14 protein-coding genes and 2 tRNA genes are annotated in these 15,974 nt (G+C 56.1%); 11 read left to right on the forward strand and 5 right to left on the reverse strand.

Features of this window, described 5'->3' with window-relative positions:
• Positions 1–26 precede the first annotated feature (26 nt).
• Positions 27–878, reverse strand: a complete 852-nt coding sequence (locus tag HMPREF3039_RS05290; protein ID WP_231863853.1) for a hypothetical protein — start codon at positions 876–878, stop codon at positions 27–29.
• A gap of 260 nt (positions 879–1,138) precedes the next feature.
• Between HMPREF3039_RS05290 and HMPREF3039_RS05295 the strand changes: the two genes are divergently transcribed.
• The 3 genes from HMPREF3039_RS05295 (at position 1,139) to HMPREF3039_RS05305 (ending at position 4,759) form a co-directional block, all read left to right on the forward strand.
• Positions 1,139–1,984: a hypothetical protein gene (locus tag HMPREF3039_RS05295; RefSeq protein ID WP_156473601.1), complete on the forward strand. Its 846-nt coding sequence runs from the start codon at positions 1,139–1,141 to the stop codon at positions 1,982–1,984.
• Between the two features lie 400 nt (positions 1,985–2,384).
• Complete coding sequence (locus HMPREF3039_RS05300; protein WP_067571237.1) at positions 2,385–3,842, forward strand: MBOAT family O-acyltransferase; 1,458 nt, start codon at positions 2,385–2,387, stop codon at positions 3,840–3,842.
• Positions 3,843–3,856: 14 nt separating this feature from the next.
• Positions 3,857–4,759: a hypothetical protein gene (locus HMPREF3039_RS05305; RefSeq protein ID WP_067571239.1), complete on the forward strand. Its 903-nt coding sequence runs from the start codon at positions 3,857–3,859 to the stop codon at positions 4,757–4,759.
• Here the strand turns inward: HMPREF3039_RS05305 and HMPREF3039_RS05310 are convergent.
• Positions 4,736–5,569 carry a histidinol-phosphatase gene (locus HMPREF3039_RS05310; RefSeq protein ID WP_231863854.1) on the reverse strand — a complete coding sequence of 278 codons (834 nt, stop codon included), beginning with the start codon at positions 5,567–5,569 and terminating at the stop codon, positions 4,736–4,738. The genes HMPREF3039_RS05305 and HMPREF3039_RS05310 overlap by 24 nt on opposite strands.
• A 121-nt stretch (positions 5,570–5,690) precedes the next feature.
• Between HMPREF3039_RS05310 and HMPREF3039_RS05315 the strand changes: the two genes are divergently transcribed.
• Positions 5,691–6,782, forward strand: a complete 1,092-nt coding sequence (locus HMPREF3039_RS05315; protein WP_067571243.1) for a phosphate acyltransferase — start codon at positions 5,691–5,693, stop codon at positions 6,780–6,782.
• Here the strand turns inward: HMPREF3039_RS05315 and tilS are convergent.
• Together tilS and HMPREF3039_RS05325 are read right to left on the reverse strand one after the other, a co-directional pair.
• Positions 6,736–7,743, reverse strand: coding sequence for a tRNA lysidine(34) synthetase TilS (gene tilS, locus HMPREF3039_RS05320; RefSeq protein WP_067571245.1), 1,008 nt, complete (start codon positions 7,741–7,743; stop codon positions 6,736–6,738). The two genes, HMPREF3039_RS05315 and tilS, sit on opposite strands and share 47 nt — an antisense overlap.
• Before the next feature lie 105 nt (positions 7,744–7,848).
• Positions 7,849–8,124 (reverse strand): type B 50S ribosomal protein L31, encoded by a 276-nt coding sequence (locus HMPREF3039_RS05325; RefSeq protein WP_067571247.1) that lies wholly within the window; start codon positions 8,122–8,124, stop codon positions 7,849–7,851.
• A 148-nt stretch (positions 8,125–8,272) separates the two neighbouring features.
• Between HMPREF3039_RS05325 and HMPREF3039_RS05330 the strand changes: the two genes are divergently transcribed.
• From HMPREF3039_RS05330 to HMPREF3039_RS05350, 5 genes are all read left to right on the forward strand, one after another.
• A complete protein-coding gene (locus HMPREF3039_RS05330; RefSeq protein WP_215711594.1) occupies positions 8,273–9,151 on the forward strand; it encodes a hypothetical protein in 879 nt (292 codons plus the stop codon).
• Between the two features lie 166 nt (positions 9,152–9,317).
• Positions 9,318–9,393: transfer RNA gene (locus tag HMPREF3039_RS05335), tRNA-Phe, on the forward strand.
• Between the two features lie 37 nt (positions 9,394–9,430).
• Positions 9,431–9,507: transfer RNA gene (locus HMPREF3039_RS05340), tRNA-Pro, on the forward strand.
• A 138-nt stretch (positions 9,508–9,645) separates the two neighbouring features.
• Positions 9,646–9,996 (forward strand): hypothetical protein, encoded by a 351-nt coding sequence (locus HMPREF3039_RS14335; protein ID WP_067571251.1) that lies wholly within the window; start codon positions 9,646–9,648, stop codon positions 9,994–9,996.
• Between the two features lie 54 nt (positions 9,997–10,050).
• The gene (locus HMPREF3039_RS05350) at positions 10,051–11,031 is read left to right on the forward strand and encodes an Amuc_1434 family mucin 2-degrading aspartic protease (protein WP_147549627.1); all 981 of its coding nucleotides are present in this window, start codon (positions 10,051–10,053) and stop codon (positions 11,029–11,031) included.
• Positions 11,032–11,138: 107 nt separating this feature from the next.
• Here the strand turns inward: HMPREF3039_RS05350 and HMPREF3039_RS05355 are convergent, their stop codons facing one another.
• Positions 11,139–12,461, reverse strand: coding sequence for a UDP-glucose dehydrogenase family protein (locus HMPREF3039_RS05355; RefSeq protein ID WP_067571255.1), 1,323 nt, complete (start codon positions 12,459–12,461; stop codon positions 11,139–11,141).
• A gap of 210 nt (positions 12,462–12,671) precedes the next feature.
• Between HMPREF3039_RS05355 and HMPREF3039_RS05360 the strand changes: the two genes are divergently transcribed.
• Together HMPREF3039_RS05360 and HMPREF3039_RS05365 are read left to right on the forward strand one after the other, a co-directional pair.
• Positions 12,672–13,661: a malate dehydrogenase gene (locus HMPREF3039_RS05360; protein ID WP_067571257.1), complete on the forward strand. Its 990-nt coding sequence runs from the start codon at positions 12,672–12,674 to the stop codon at positions 13,659–13,661.
• A gap of 149 nt (positions 13,662–13,810) precedes the next feature.
• On the forward strand, positions 13,811–15,961 hold the full coding sequence (locus tag HMPREF3039_RS05365) for a hypothetical protein (protein ID WP_067571259.1): 2,151 nt from the start codon (positions 13,811–13,813) through the stop codon (positions 15,959–15,961).
• The last annotated feature ends 13 nt before the right edge of the window (positions 15,962–15,974 follow it).

The following is a 15,974-nucleotide window of genomic DNA, read 5'->3' on the forward strand; positions in this document are numbered from 1 at the left end:
TGATTTGTTGGTCGGGGCTGGAAGAATCAGGGAAGGGAAATGCTCCAGACTTCAGGGGAGCGTCTGCCGGGTTTGAGTTCGCCGTTGACCGCGATGAAGCGGCCTTCCCAGGCGCAGCAGGGAAGCACCGCCTGCGGCGCTCCGATGGGGCCGCCGTCGTGCCATTCCGCCGTTGTCGTGTCCAGGCACAGCGATTGGTTGTTGAAGCCGGGATTGGTCTGCGGCGTGTATTTCCTGCCGGAGCCGTCGTCGCCGCCCAGCAGGTAGATGACTCCGCTCCGGGAAACGGGCGCCGGAGTGGGTGCGGCGGCGATGGCATAAGGCATGTCCGGCTGCCGCATCCATCCGCCGGACGGGGTGAAGCTCCATGCCTCCGTCAGAAGTTCCCGTACCTGCCTCCCGTCCTCTTCTTTCAGGCCGATGCCGCCCAGGACGTACAGAACGCCGTTAACCGCAGCCATCTGATGCAGGAAGCGGCCTCTCCCAGGCAGTGGAGGAAGCTCCTGCCAGCCCTGGCCGGGATTTCGGGAATCCAGCATGAACATCCGGCTGGTACAATCCTGCTCTCCCGGACGTTCACAGCCGCCCATGAGGTACACCTTGCCGTCCAGCACGGCTGCCGCCGTGTAGGCCAGCGGGAGCGGAAGGGAGGGAAAGGCGGAGATATTCAGGGTGCCGCCGCAAACTCCCAGCAGGTAAACGTCGCTGCGGTGGCCTTCCCGGTCGCATCCTCCGATGCACAGCAGGCCGTCTTCCAGGCTGGCGGAGGCTCCATAGGCATAAGGGGCGGGCAGTACGCCCGCTTCCCGCCACGCGGGGCTTTCCGGCGCCAGGGTGAACACACGGTCCGTCCAGGTCTTGACGCCCCCTTCCAGCATGGGCCTGCCGGGGAAATTCGTTCCGCCTGCGCAAATAAGAATATTTTCGTGGGTTCCCGCATACATGCCGGCAAACCCTTCCGGATCGGGAAGTGGGGGTAAAGGACTCCAGGATGACGAGTGCGAATTCATAAACGTGTAAATGCTTCACAAAACTTTAACGAAAAGGGAACCGCCGTGCCAGTAATAACATCTGGTCATCTTTTTTTGAATAAATTTCTTTTCCGGCGCCTCTTATCTAGGTAGAACCGTTGAATCGTATGAAACCTGGAGCCTGTCTATTAATCTTGTGCGCCCTGCTGCCCGCCTCCCTGGCGGAGGATATGGCCTTGCGTTCCGGCAGGGTTCTGAAAGATGCCAGCGTAGTATCTTCCGGGGATGACTTCGTCAGCGTCCAGTACACGGACGGCGTGGCGAAAGTCTCCTACAAGGAGCTGACGGACGAACAGCAGAAGGCTTACAAAATGACGCCGGATGAGGTGGCCGCGCGGCTGGAACAGCGCCGGAACGAGGAAGCCGCCCGCAGGCAAAAGGCGGAAGCGGCCAAGAAGGCGGCTGAGGAAGAGGCCAGGAGAATCCGGGAATCCCTTTCGGAAGCGGAACGCCACCCGCGCTATTTGGAAGGAGAGGACGTCGTCCGCATGTTCCTGCTGATGGGGGATCTTTCCCGTGTGGAGGCTGAAGTCATCGCCCTCCAGTGGAACGCGCAGGAAGCGGACCGAGTGGGGCTGCCGCAGGATGCCAAAGTATTCCGCACCAGGGCCAGGACCTACCAGGACCAGATCAGTTCCATTCGTAAAAAAAGGGAAGATGCCGAGCTGTATTGGAAGGACCTGGAAAAGAAATACCTGGCCCTGAAAGACGGCACCCAGAAAAAAATCACGGACTTGAACAAGCAGGTCAACCAGTTGCAGGGTGAAATCCGTGAGGTAGCCAGTCAGCCAAAAACGGAGCGCGTTGTGGTCACACCCATCGTCAGGCCCTGGAACTATCCGCCGCCCGTCATTATCCGGCCCAATCCTCCTCCCCCACCGCCCAGGCCCCAGCCCGTTCCTCCGCCCGTGCGCCCGATACAGTCTCCTTACGGGACCACGATTGGAAGATGACGGGAAACCGTTCAGGCGGGAAAGTGCAGTCTTGCTTTCTTCGGAGTCAATTCAGGGGATGCAGCAGCATATTCCCTGAATCGAAAGAGGCGAGTTGTCTGAATCCGGCCTGACGAGTTAGTTCTGCGTCTCGCTTAAAATATCTTTAGGCATGTTTGGAATCAAATATGAAAAATGGGTGGATTATTTCCCTTTTTGAGTGGAAGGGATGACTGTTCTTGTGTAGAGATTTTTTATTTTTTCTGAAAATGGAGCAGATGGATGCGGGTGGGGCTTTGGCAGGGGAAAGATGAAATAAGGGGGTACCTGGACAATTTTCTTTTCTACTGCTGAGCAGATATTGGCGTCTCGGAATTTGCCGTTGACTTCACATTTTCAAGTTCATAAAATCTAGAGAGAAATGTTGTTTATCTCTCTCGAATTTGTTTATTTTTTAATCATTGTTTTCCTCTTATATTATATTCCCGTTCCTGGCAGATGGGGAAAAGCGTACCAGGTTACTTTGCTGTTGATAGCCAGTGCCGTGTTTTACGGGTGGGAAGACGCGCGCCTTTTAAGCATCCTTCTGGTTTCCTGCATTGGGAATACGGTTTGCAGCCTGTTTATTTTGCGCCACAGGGAAAGGGGAGATGATGCCAAAATTCGGGGATGGGTGCGGAATGCCGTGATTTTGAACCTTCTTCTTTTGGGATCATTCAAATATGCCGGGTTCTTTGCTGATATCATTCCGGGGCTGCCGTTTTCATGGACGGAATGGCTGAAATCCATTCCATTGCCTATAGGTATCTCTTTTTACACATTTCATGGCATCAGCATGATTATTGATGTGTCCAAAGGAAATGTGCGTTCCGTGGATTCCCGTGAAATTCAGATCAATTCCAGTCCTCTCGGTTTTGTCAAGGCAACCAGGGATGTAGGATTTTACATGCTGTTTTTCCCTCAGTTGATTGCAGGGCCTATTGTGCGTGCCCGTCAATTCTGGCCTCAGATAGAATCCAAAAGGTTTAGGGATATTCAGTGGGGCACTGCCTTTAAATTCTTGACGCTCGGGTATTTCCTGAAAATGGTAGTAGCGGACAATTTGGCTGAATATACGCCTTATCTGAAAAGTCTTGAATTGGTGGGAAGCATGGGAGGCAAAGAATTGCTGACGCTCATGTTTGGCTATTCATTTCAGATCTTTTCTGACTTTGGAGGTTATTCCATGATCGCCATCGGATTGGCGGTTTTGTTCGGCTACCGCCTGCCGGACAACTTCAATTTCCCTTATATCAGCACCAGCATCACGGAGTTTTGGCAAAGATGGAACATGACGCTTTCCCACTGGTTGCGAGACTATCTCTACATACCTTTGGGCGGTAACCGGAAAGGACAGGTAAGAACTTATATCAATCTTTTCATTGTCATGTTTCTTGGTGGTTTGTGGCACGGAGCGGAATGGAAATTCGCGTTGTGGGGGACTTGCCACGGCTGTTTTCTGGCGCTGGAACGTTTTCTATGGAGGGGGCGCAGCTCCACCCACTCTTTTGTCAAATGTCTTGGGGGAGTCTATTGTTTTCTTACAGTAAGTTTTTTATGGATGACTTTTTTAATGCCCGACATGGAAACTCTCTCGCTGTTTTTCCAAAGGCTTGCGGTGTGGGATAAACCTGTGTCCAATATCGTTGCTTATGCAGTGATATTATATGGTATCCCCGTCATCCTGTTCCATCTGGCTGGATGGATCAGGGAGCATCGGATTTCCTGGAATGCCCGGTGGCATGGGGGCGTGCTGGAAGGGGCCCTGTATGGCCTGATGATCTTTTTGATTTTTAATAACTCTGGTCCTGCGGAAGGATTTATCTATTTCCAATTTTAATCGTATCCCCCATCATGGATTACAAGCTTGTTGTTGAACGCAAGGAACTTTCACGCTCCTTTCTGGTTTCCGTTTTTGTGACGTTCCTGCTGTGCATGGTCGTAGTTGCTGCATGGAAATACAGCCTGGATAAGCGGGGAATTCAATGGAAATCCCATTCCAGCTATTATAGTTCCAAAGGCAGAATATTTGCTGCGAACGAATCGAAAAACCGCATAGATACGGTATTTTTGGGGTCATCCATTACGGGCAGAATTCCGGGAGTGGAATCGGGGAATGCAGGCTGGGCGAATTTGGGCATTGATGCTTCTTCTGCCCGGGAAGGATTGGAGCTAATGTTAAAAGGGCTGCTTCCGCCTGCAGAATATGTGGTTGTGGAAATGGATAGGGTGTTTGCTGATCAAATGTTCGTTTATAAAAATCCGGAACATGATTTGAGGCAGAATGTGTCCTGGTGCCCTCTATTCAATCCCTTGTTCCGTGCCTCAACATTGCTGTACACGGAATTGAGAAATGAGCGTTTTAATGTACAGAATACGGAGGGATGGGCTCTTCTGCCAATGCCTCCCGTTATTTCGCCTTTGGAAACGGAATGGTCTGAGAAGGATGCAGCTCTTCTTCAACAACTGACGGCCGTGCAGGAAAAATTCGGATCCCGCCTGGTATTGGTCTTGTTCCCGGTGAAGAGCCGTATTTCTCCCCCTGCCATGCGGTGGAAAGTAGCGCGTTTTGCCAAGGAATTAAATGTACCCTGGCTTGATTTCAATGCGCAGATTCCTCCGGAGGAGGAAATTCGCTTTTCTGATGCGGTGCATATGCAGAGCAATTTTGCCATGCGGGCGGCCGCAACAATCCGCCGGGAGGCCGAACGTTTATACCGTGAAAAAAACTACTCAAATTCCGGTCAGGGGAAATAACCGCATTTTCCCGGCAGTAAAGGAGGCCAACTGACTGAACCCGGCCCGGCGCGCCAGTTCTGCGGCCCGGTCAAAATCCCGGCCGACGTTTTCCGGAGCGTGGGCATCCGAGCTGATGGTCAGGGGAATATCCATCTCTGCGGCCAGCCGCAGGAAAAGTTCGTCCGGGTACTGTTCTGCGCACTTGTTGTACCATCCGGCAGTATTGATCTCCAGACAGGCCCCGGACCGGCTTATGGCTTCCAGGGCCGGTTCATAATAGCGGCGCAGATCCCCGCCGGGCCGGAAGCCGAACTTCTTGATCAGGTCCGCATGGCCCATGATGTGGAACAGGCCGGAGGCGGCCATGTCCCGGAAACGTTTCCAGTATTGTTCCCAGGCGTCCTCCACGTCTGTCGTGTTCCAGAAATCCATCTTGTAGGGATTGTCAAATTCCTCCTTTTCTCCCAGGTAGTGGACGGAACCGATCAGATAATCCCATTCATACAGGCCCCGCAGGTGGTCTGTCCAGGGTTCAATGCCCGGAAACCAGTCGCATTCCAGTCCGGCCTTTACCGTCAGTCCGTGCGGAGCGGCAAGTTCCGTGGCCTCTCTGATCCAGTCCAGGTAGGCGCCCATGTCCGCCTGCTTCATGCGCCAGTCGTCAAACGGCTCCTCCTGCATGGGGGCGTGGTCGGAAATGCCGTATTCCCGCAGTCCGGCGCGAACGGCTGACTGCACATATTCCTGCGGCGTACCGGAGGCATGCAGACACAGGGGCGTATGTGTATGGTAATCGCAATACATGAAGAGGGAACCCCATGCTAGCATGGCGGCATGCCCGGTTCAATCCGAAGAACGGTTTTTCCCGATTATTTGCGGTCTTTGACTTTATGAGTTGCTTTTATGGACGCGTTTTTTTAGAGTCCCATTGAATAGGACACGTGACATTATGAGTGATTGGCAAGGTTTTTCTCCGTTGAATGACTTCACTGGGCCGCTGCTGGACAACCTGAAGCGGCACCCCAAGCGCATCGTTTTCCCGGAAGGGGAGGATGTGCGCGTGTTGCGCGTTTCCGAACGTTTCGTGAGCGAACAGGCCGGCGTTCCCATTCTGCTGGGCCGGAAGGAAATCATCCGGCGCATGGCGGAAATGAACGGCATTTCCCTGAAATTCGTGCGCATCATTGAACCGGAAAAAAGCTCTGACCTTCAAATGTTCTGCGACCGTTATGAACGGGCGGAACAGATGTTCGGGAACGGCCTGCCGATGAACACCCGTGAAATCGTTTCCGAACCGGTGCACTTTGCCGCCATGATGGTGCTTTACGGCCAGGCGGACGCCATTGTGGCCGGGAACATGAAAAGGGTGGCTTCCGTATTCCGCGCCGTGAACAAATACCGGCAGGACCCCGTGCCCACGAAGCCCCTGTTTGCCATCTCCATCGTCATGGTTCCGGAATTTGCCAAAAAATTCGGAGGCCGCGGCATCTACTTCCTGGCGGATACGGGCGTGACCGCCGATCCCACGGTGGAGAACATGGCCTACTTTGCCGTGGAAACGGCCAAAATGGCCCGGCACATGCTGGGCAAAGGCGTCCGCGTGGCCATGCTCAGCGCCTCCACGGACGGTTCCGTTCCGGAACTGGCTGCGGACCGTACCCGCGCCGCCACGGCCCTGGCCCGGAGCGTTGTGGAAAAGGAATGCCTGGACAACGAAATCACCGTGGAAGGTGAAATCCAGATTGACGCGGCCCTGTCTCCGGACTCCTACAGCGTGCGCGTGCACCGCACCTCCATGCTCCAGCCCAGCGATGTATGGGTGTTCCCCACGCTGGATGCGGCGGATATCTCCAAAAAACTGATTTGCATGATGCCCTCCGTATGCAACTACGGCCTGATTCTGGGGGGGCTGCTTTTCCCGATCGCCCAGCTTCCGCGCTTGACGGATGAGGACAGGATGTTCGGCACCGCGCTGGTGGTGGGCAATGAAGCCATCAAATTCCACCTGCTGTATCCGCAGGGCGTGGCTCCCCTTTATTGATCTGTGGCGGAGCGTCTTTGACAAACAGCCGCTTTTCCTTGCGCACGGCCATCTTTCCGCCGGGCAGGGACGTGCGAGAAGGGCCGTCGGCATTCAGAATCTTCATAACCCGGAGCACGGCGGCTTCCGTCAGGTCCGGTACGGACTGCTGCCGGAGGTAATGGTGCACGGCGCATTGTTTCAACTCCTCTGGGAGCCGGTTGACGCCGGGGAGGTACAGCCGCCCCTGGGGGTCGGTCAGGTCCATGGTCTCCAGCGCCTGGGCCAGGGCGGTGCGAATTTGGTTCTCAATTCGGCAGGCGCGTGAAAAGGAAAGGCTGGTGTCCCTGCGGAATATTTCGTCCAGCTGGGGAACGACGTGGTGGCGCAGGGCGTTTCTCGTGTATTCGGTGGACTGGTTGCTGGCGTCTTCCCTCCACGGAATGTTTCTCTCCTCCAGATAGGCGGTGATTTCCTTTCTGGAAAAAGCCAGCAGAGGGCGTACGACAGTTAGCCCGTTTTCCCAGATGGACACGGGGGACATACCGTGAATGCCGGATGCCCCGCGGCACAAATGGAGCAGGGCCGTCTCCTGCTGGTCATTGCGGTGATGCGCCAGGGCTACGAGCGCCCCGGGATATTCCGCAGCCCATTCCAGAAACAGGTTCTGCCGTGTTTTCCGGGCCGCTTCTTCCGTGGAAATGCCCTGGGTGCGAGCCATGCCGGCCACGTCCGCCCGCCTCCAAACGCATGGAACGCCCGCGGATGCGGCATACTCCCGGACGAACTGCGCTTCTTCATCCGCTTCCGGGCGCAGGCCGTGGTGCACATGGCAGGCAATGACGCGGCACTCTTCCATTCCGGAAAGCAGGGAAAGCAGGGCCATGGAATCCCGGCCGCCGCTGATGCCGGCCAGCACGGGACGGCCGGAACGGAGGAGTTCCGCAGACTGGCTGTCAAAAAGGTCCGGGGTCAGCGACATGATAAGTCCAATGAAGCAGAAAAGCGGGGCAATGAGAAGCCTGCAAATGAAAAACCCCGTTTTCCAGGAAGAAAACGGGGCGGGAAAATGGAAATGAAGCGGCTCTTACTTGTTGAGCTTGGGCTTGCCGCCGCTGCGGCGGACGGAACCGAAACGCTTCTGGAACTTGTCGATGCGGCCTTCGGTGTCCACAAACTGGTTCTTGCCGGTGAAGAACGGGTGGGAATCGGAGGTGATACCGCAGGAAATCACGAAATGCTCAACCCCGTCGATAACTTCCGTCTTTGCGGAACGGGTGGTGGAACGGGTCACGAAACGGCGGCCGGTGGAGATGTCGACAAAGACAACCGGATTGTACTGGGGATGGATATCTTTCTTCATGATCATGTATTGCGTTTCCGACGCAAGGGAGCACAAGTATAGGGACCTTAACCTCCATGTCAAGCGTGCCTTTGAAAAAAACGGAACTTTGGCGATGACGGTGCCGGAGCTTGATACGAGCCTTGTTATCGGGATGATGTTGCAAAAAATGGAACAATTCTTGAAGAGGCCTCCCTGGTGGGCGTGGTTTTCCCTGATGGGGCTGGAAATCCCTTGTGCCGCAATGGCCTGGGCTTTTGCCGTCAGCCAGTCCCATCTGGTGGTTGTTTCTTCTCCCTGGCTGTACCAGTTCCTGTTCGTGGCCGTCTGGTGCGTCAACATGCTGGACAGGGTGCTTAAAGTCTTCCGCGGCGATCCCGCCGTTCATACGGATGAATGCCTGATGTTCGCCAGAAGGCACTGCTTCGTCATCTGCCTGCTGATTGCGGTGGCTGCCGTGACGGGGTTGTGGATCATGTTCTTCCAGCTGGGTGTCGTGATCTTTGAATTTGCCCTGCTTCCAGGCGTATTCAGCATTCTTTTCCTGTTTTTTTCCACCAATCCCTACCGGAAGGGGGGAATATCCACGGGATTCGGACTGGGGGCTTTCTTTGCCTCCGTAGCCTTTGCCACCGGAGCCGGCATCCCGGCCTATTTTTACGGCAATCTGGGCGGCGGCTGGGGCTCCCAGCTCTCTACGTCCACCTGGTATCTCGTGGCTTTGGTGGTGCTGGGCATGTTCAGCCGGGAAAGATGGAACGAGGAAGAGCGGGAAAAAGAGGGGGAGGATTCCGTTGCCCGGGACATGGTGTCCCTTGTCTGGATGGGCGTTATTGTGATCTACGTTGTTTTCTGTCTGGCCGCCGCGGCGCAGGAATACACGGCGGATGCCTGGATTTATTACGGCCTGGCCATGGCCGGCGCCTTCATGTTTGTCCTGGACAGGCTGAAAAAAAACATGCCTCCCCTGATGCTGCACACCTTGTCCTGGGTGGCGCTCATCTTTCCGATGGTGCTGAGCGGTCTGCTGGCGCAGGCTTCCTCCTGACGGGTCCGGCGTGGATATAAAAGAGGGCAGGGAGATTGGAAAGGATTTTTTCACTCCCGTGTCGGGCATGGGTCCGGGAAAATGAAAAAATGGTATTTTGTTGTTGCAATCCTGAAAAGGCGGTGATAGATTGCGCCCCGCAAGCACGTTCCTCGTGCAAGCAAGTGGCTCGGTAGCTCAGTCGGTAGAGCAGGGGATTGAAAATCCCCGTGTCGGCGGTTCGATCCCGTCCCGAGCCACCATTTTTATCCCAATCCTTTTTAATCCCCTCTTTTTATTCGGGAAGTAGCTCAGCCTGGTGGAGCGCCTGCTTTGGGAGCAGGATGTCGCAGGTTCGAATCCTGTCTTCCCGACCACTCTTTAACTGCAGGTTTCATGGCTTGCATTTTTTTGTCCTGTTTTCGGGGTGGCTTTCCGTCCAGTTTCCAGCTTGGAATGGCGGCTGTGATAGTACGGAGCGGAAGAAACTGTCCTGATGATGGCTTTACGATTGTTTGAATGGGGGCTGGAAATACTTTGGCCTTGCGGTTTTTGAGGGGGCCGTTCACAGTAAGGGCATGCATGGATTCCGGCGGAGAATTGCGTCCTTTCCCTGGCTTGCGGGGTTGAGATGGTCGTTTGTCGGATATGTGGCGGGGACGCTGCTGGCCGCGGGTGCAGGCGCGGCGGGAATGCCCATGATGGCGGGGATTATTCTTTTGCTGGCGGCGGCGTGTTTTGTGTTTTCCGTGGTTTGTGCGTTTCTGTCTGCCCGGAGAAGCAGGATAGCCCTTTTGTATCTGTTTCTTGCTGCGCTGATGATCGCCGTTGCCCTGCTGTTCGGGAATGGGGGATCAATTAATTAGTCATTTGTATATCTTTTGATTGACCGCTTGCACGCGCGCATATATTTTCCCGTCATGTCCATTCGATTTTTGTCGAGTCTCTCTCTTGTGGCCGGCATGTCCCTTGCAGCCCAGGCTGAAACTCTCCCCTACCCGGATTCCGATTCTTCCGACGGTTATGATTCCGCCTATTATGCCGAGGCTTATTCCGGAAGCTATCACAGTACTCCGGCCCTGGAGTCGGAATCTTCTTCCAAGTCCATTTTCCCCACCCAGTCTTATTTCGAGTTGCTGGGGCCCATGGATTCCAGAAACGGCCACGGCCATGTGAATATCCAGAACTGGGTAACGGACGTAAACCTGTGCCGCATGTCCAGCGGCTCCTGGAACTTCTCCGCGATAACGGGCCTGCGCATGACCTGGTTCAATGGGCAGGGGGCGGATGAAATGGACGTGGACCGCCTGTACACGATCTGGCTGAACATGAACGCCTCCTGCGTCATTTCAGGAAAAACGCGCCTGGTGTTTGGCTTCACGCCGGAGATTTCCACGGATTTTGATACCTGGACGCATAACAATATCTTTTTCGGCGGGCATGCCATGATTACCGGCCCTCTGAATGACCGGTTCAGCTACGGCATCGGGATCGGCTATTACCCCCAGCTTGGAGAAGCTCCCTTGCTCCCCGTATTACAGTTCAAATGGAAGACGGGCAATAACTGGAGCCTCCAGCTTGAAGGCGCGCGTCTTTCCTACACCAAGAAGGTGGGCGAAGGATTGACGTGGGGGCCTTTCGTTTCCATCGTGTCCGGTACGTGGACAATTCATCATGACCGCCGCGTGCGGCAGTTCGAGTGGATTTCCGGAGTTGCCGGGGTAGGGGCCAATATCGGGCTGGGACGCTGGGGGAGTGTCCGTCCCCGGCTGATGACGGACGTAGGCTTTTCTTTCGGAAATTCCGGCACGCTCAAGACCAGCAATGGGAATCATGAACTGGAGAAACGCCACTATGATCCCGGGTTTTATTTGCGCGCGGGTATTCAGTTTGAGTTTTAAAGGATTGGCAGGATAGCGCATTAATGATGGAAGGCCCCGGAGCGTTGAACAGCTCCGGGGCCTTTTTTCAAATTGCTTGTACAGGCGCGGGCGCCTGTTGCGGCGAATCAGGCTTCTTCGATGAAAGGACGGCCCACGGAGTGGTATTCAAATCCCACGGCCCGTATGTTGGCGGGGGACAGGATGTTCCTCCCGTCAAAAATGATGCGGTTGCGCATGATTTCCGCCAGTTTTTGCAGGTCAGCATTGGCGTAGTCGCTCCATTCCGTGGCGATGATCAGCACTTCCGCGTCCCGTGCGCATTCGTACATGTCCTCCACCGGAGTGACGCCCAGCTCCTCCAGCCTGGAACGTGCCGTGCCGATGGCCTTGGGGTCCGTCGCGGTGACGATGGCCCCTTCTTTGCGGAGTTTTTCACACAGCTTGAGGGAGATGGACTCGCGTATGTCGTCCGTGTTCTGTTTGAAGGCCAGGCCCCATACGGCTATTTTCTTGTCTTTGAGCACCCAGAGGCGGTCCCTGATTTGATCCAGGAAGTGCGTGTGCTGGGAGTCGTTGATGCGTTCCACTTCCTCCAGCAGAGTGAAGGGAATGCCCAGCGTACGGCTGATGTTGATGAAGGCTTTCACGTCCTTCGGGAAGCAGGAGCCGCCGTAGCCCAGTCCCGCGTTGAGGAAGTGGCGGGAGATGCGCTTGTCCATCCCGATGCCTTCCGCCACGAGTTCCACGTCCGCCCCGGTTTTTTCACATACCTTGGCCACGGCGTTGATGTAGGAGATTTTCAGGGCCAGGAAGGAGTTGGCCGCATGCTTGATGAGTTCCGCGGAGTTGACGTCCGTTTCCAGAATGGGGGCATGGATGGGCTGGTAAACGCGCTTGATGACATTCATGGCCCGTTCGGAATTGGCTCCGATGACGATGCGGTCCGGGTGGAGAAGGTCGTCCACGGCGCAGCCTTCCCGCAGGAATTCCGGATTGGAAACGATGTCGAATTGAACGTCCGGCCCCGCGTAGCGCTTGATGGTCTGTCTGACTTTTTCTCCTGTTTTGACGGGTACCGTGGATTTGTCCACAATGACTTTGTAGCCCATTTCCGGCTTCAGGACTTCGGCGATTTCCCGCGCCACTTTTTCAATGTAGGTCAGGTCCACGGAGCCGTCCGTGTTGGGCGGCGTGGGCACGGCGATGAAGATGACGTCGCTTTGCGGGATGGATGAAGCGATGTCCGGGGAGAATTCCAGCCGCCCCACGGCCACGTTTTTCCTGATGAGGTCTTCCAGCTTGGGCTCGTAAATGGGAATGGACCCGGATTGCAGCGTCCGGATTTTTTCCCTGTTGTTGTCTACGCAGATGACATGGTGGCCCATTTCCGCGAAGCAGGTCCCCGTAGTCAGTCCAACATATCCGCTCCCGATAATGGTTAAATTCATGATGAAGGTAAAAAATTAGTAAAAAAAGAATAAATGCGGGCAGGGGCATATTCAAGCATAATGAGGAATGATAATGGGGAATGATAATGGGGAATGATAATGGGGAATGCTTTTTTCTGCCAGCATAAAAAGTTACTGATTGAGCCTCTCCTCCGGTTGTGTTATACCTGCGGCCAGACAGAGCAAATCTGTCCATTTTTAGTTTAAGTTATGAAAACACCTATCACCGTTACCGTTACAGGAGCCGCCGGACAAATTGCCTACTCTCTGCTGTTCCGCATTGCCTCCGGCAGCATGCTGGGACCGGATCAGCCCATCAATCTGCGTCTGCTGGAAATTCCGCCGGCCATGAATGCCCTGGAAGGCGTTGTGATGGAATTGCGTGATGCCGCGTTCCCGCTTCTCAACGAGATCGTCCCCACCAGTGATCCGGATGAAGCGTTTGCAGGCGCCAACTGGTGCCTTCTGGTCGGTTCCGTTCCCCGCAAGGCCGGTATGGAACGCAAGGACCTGCTGGACATCAACGGCAAGGTGTTCATCGGCCAGGGCCAGGCCATCGCCCGCAGCGCCGCCAAGGATGTGCGCGTGCTGGTCGTCGGCAACCCGTGCAATACGAACGCCCTGATCGCCATGCATAACGCCAGCGGCGTTCCCTCCGACCGTTTCTTCGCGATGACCCGCCTGGATGAAAACCGCGCCAAGAGCCAGCTGGCTGAAAAGGCCGGGGTTCATGTGACGGAAGTGACCAACGTGGCCATCTGGGGCAACCACTCCTCCACCCAGTATCCGGATTTCACGAATGCCAAGATCGGCGGCAAGCCGGTTACGGAAGTCATCAAGGATACGGAATGGCTCAAGGGCGACTTCATCACCACCGTCCAGCAGCGCGGCGCCGCCATCATCAAGGCTCGCGGAGCTTCCTCCGCCGCTTCCGCCGCTTCCGCCGCCGTGGATACCGTGCGCAGCCTGGCTACCCAGACGCCCGAAGGCGACTGGTATTCCGTGGCCGTCTGCTCCGATGGTTCCTATGGCATTGAAAAGGGCCTCATCTGCTCCTTCCCGATCCGCACCACCAAGGACGGCGGCTGGGAAATCGTGCAGGGCCTTCCGATCGACGTGTTCTCCCAGGAAAAGATTGACGTCACCGTCAATGAACTGAAGGAGGAACGCGACGCCGTTACTTCTCTGTTGCAGCACTAAACGTTGATTTGTGTTTTGTAAACCGGGTTCCTCTGCGGGGGAGCCCGGTTTTTTATTGTCCGCATCGTTCCATAAGCCTCATTTTCGGCGGGACAGGAATTGATTTTCATGTTATAGGCAGGGTAATAGACCCGAATGCCGTTTCATTTATGGACCAGGACCGCATATTATACAGGGGAGAAGCGTTTACGCTGACCGGAAGCCGCTTGAGCCAGGATGACTCCCATTGGGCGGAAGTGGAAAAGGACGGCCGGGTGAGGACCATGAAGAACGGCCGGTATTCCGAATGGCGCATTGTGCCGGAGACGGAATACGGCCCGCGCTACCACAGCGGATTTGAAGTCTTGAACAAGGCGTACTGCCTGGCCTTGAACGAGGCGGGAGCCCTGATCAATGAGGAAGGCACCTTCCGTACCGGAGCCAACTGGCCTACGGTGTGGACCAGGGACATTGCGTACGCCACCCATCTGGGGCTGGGAATGTGGAACGTCCAGGCCTGCATGAAAAGTTTGCAGGCCCGTGTGCGGAAGGGGGAGGTGGAGCAGGATACCGGAACGGGCGGTTCCTGGCCCATTTCCTCGGACCGGGTGGTGTGGAGCGTCGCCGCGTGGGAGGTGTATTGCCTGACGGGGGACGGGGACTGGCTGCTCCGGGCGTCCCGCGTGCTGGAAAAGACCTGCCTGAAGGATGAAAAGGTGCTGACCGCAACAGGCGGCCTGATGAGAGGGGAATCTTCCTTCCTGGATTGGCGGGAACAGAGCTATCCGGCCTGGATGACTTCGGCGGACATCGGCGATTCTTCCAGCCTTTCCACCATGATTCTGCATGCCGCAGCCCGGAAAATGCTGGCCCGGATGTTCCGGGAGCTGGGGATGGAAGGAAAGGCGCGGGAATGGGACGGAAAGGGGGAGGCCCTTTCCGGAGTGATTGAAAAGTTTTTCCGCATTCCGGGCAGCGATCTGTACGGACAGTATCTGTATGGCCGGGGGTACCCCGTGCTGTCGGAAAAGGTGGACAGCCTGGGGAACATACTTTGCGTGCTGCTGGGCCATGCGCATGGCGCCCATGCGGCGCGCATGGTGGCCGCGCTGCCCCATTGCGTTTACGGCATTCCCTGTTTTCATCCCCAGATGCCGGAAGACGTGGCCCCGTATCACAACCGGGCCACCTGGCCGTTCCTGGAGGGGTATTACGCGCAGGCCGCCGCGGCCACAGGGAATGAATGCGGGCTGGCGCTGGCGCTGGCCTGCATGGTGCGGGCGGCGCTCCTGTGCGGCACCAACAAGGAGAACCTTCTTCTGGAAACGGGGCTGGACGAGGGGCTCCTGCTCAGTTCCGACAGCCAGCTCTGGAGCATTGCCGGCATGCTGGGAGGTTTTTACAAGGGATTGTTCGGACTCCGCGTTTCCCCGGATTCCCTGGAGTTCCGCCCGTGCATTCCGGATTCCTTCGCGGGCGTGCATGAACTGTCCGGACTGCAATACCGCGGCATGACGGTTGATGTCAGGGTGAGCGGGCAGGGCAGGCGGATTGTCCGGTGCCGGATCAACGGGCAGGATGCGGACCCGGTGCTGCCCGCGGGAGGAAAGGGAAGGATGGGGGTGGAACTGGAACTGGCGTCAGATGGTGAAAACGCCGGACAGGTGAATTTGTCGCATGTAAAACGGAGCCTGGCGTCCCCCGAATGGAAGGCCGGCCGCCACGGCATCGCCTGGGCCGCCGTGGACGGAGCGGATTATTACCGTGTATTCCGGAACGGCATTCCCGTATCCCAGACGGAATATTGCTACTACATTGCCGCCCCTGCGGAAGGGGAAGTGCATTACCAGGTGATGGCGGTTGCGCTGGATGGGCGGGAATCCTTCCTGAATGAGCCCAATGAGTATCCTTCCGCGGATTCGCGCCTGGAGACGCGCCCCTGCGGCCTGGCCGGGGACGAGGCCTGGTCCTCCCGCGTCACGAAGTCTCCGGACGCGCTGTTTTACAACGTGAACATCGACCGTCCGGGCGTGTACCGGGTGGATGCGTTTTTTGCCAACGGCACCTATGACGTTTCCGACGGGAATACCTGCGCCATGCGCAGCCTGTACCTGAACGGGCGGCGTGCGGGCACGCTGGCCTTCCCCCATACGTCCCGGTCGGGCAACTGGGACTACTTTATTTATTCCACTGCCGTGGAGGTTGTGCTGAAGCCGGGGCCGTGCCGCGTGGAGCTGGCGTATGATTCATTTTCCGTAAACATGAACCACCTGGTGAATGATGCGGTGATAAAACATCTCCGTTTCACGCGTATATCCTGACGACTTCATGGAT

The organism is Akkermansia sp. KLE1798 (assembly GCF_001580195.1).
In the GTDB taxonomy this organism is placed as follows: Bacteria; Verrucomicrobiota; Verrucomicrobiia; order Verrucomicrobiales; family Akkermansiaceae; genus Akkermansia; species Akkermansia biwaensis.

Excerpts from the sequence above, each read along its gene's own strand:
- HMPREF3039_RS05365 (WP_067571259.1), top strand. The coding sequence starts at position 13,811 with ATGGACCAGGACCGCATATTATACAGGGGAGAAGCGTTTACGCTGACC.
- HMPREF3039_RS05310 (WP_231863854.1), bottom strand. The coding sequence starts at position 5,569 with ATGCTAGCATGGGGTTCCCTCTTCATGTATTGCGATTACCATACACAT.
- HMPREF3039_RS05300 (WP_067571237.1), top strand. The coding sequence starts at position 2,385 with ATGTTGTTTATCTCTCTCGAATTTGTTTATTTTTTAATCATTGTTTTC.
- HMPREF3039_RS05355 (WP_067571255.1), bottom strand. The coding sequence starts at position 12,461 with ATGAATTTAACCATTATCGGGAGCGGATATGTTGGACTGACTACGGGG.
- HMPREF3039_RS05315 (WP_067571243.1), top strand. The coding sequence starts at position 5,691 with ATGAGTGATTGGCAAGGTTTTTCTCCGTTGAATGACTTCACTGGGCCG.
- tilS (WP_067571245.1), bottom strand. The coding sequence starts at position 7,743 with ATGTCGCTGACCCCGGACCTTTTTGACAGCCAGTCTGCGGAACTCCTC.
- HMPREF3039_RS05330 (WP_215711594.1), top strand. The coding sequence starts at position 8,273 with ATGGAACAATTCTTGAAGAGGCCTCCCTGGTGGGCGTGGTTTTCCCTG.
- HMPREF3039_RS05290 (WP_231863853.1), bottom strand. The coding sequence starts at position 878 with ATGCTGGAAGGGGGCGTCAAGACCTGGACGGACCGTGTGTTCACCCTG.
- HMPREF3039_RS05360 (WP_067571257.1), top strand. The coding sequence starts at position 12,672 with ATGAAAACACCTATCACCGTTACCGTTACAGGAGCCGCCGGACAAATT.
- HMPREF3039_RS05295 (WP_156473601.1), top strand. The coding sequence starts at position 1,139 with ATGAAACCTGGAGCCTGTCTATTAATCTTGTGCGCCCTGCTGCCCGCC.
- HMPREF3039_RS05305 (WP_067571239.1), top strand. The coding sequence starts at position 3,857 with ATGGATTACAAGCTTGTTGTTGAACGCAAGGAACTTTCACGCTCCTTT.
- HMPREF3039_RS05325 (WP_067571247.1), bottom strand. The coding sequence starts at position 8,124 with ATGAAGAAAGATATCCATCCCCAGTACAATCCGGTTGTCTTTGTCGAC.
- HMPREF3039_RS05350 (WP_147549627.1), top strand. The coding sequence starts at position 10,051 with ATGTCCATTCGATTTTTGTCGAGTCTCTCTCTTGTGGCCGGCATGTCC.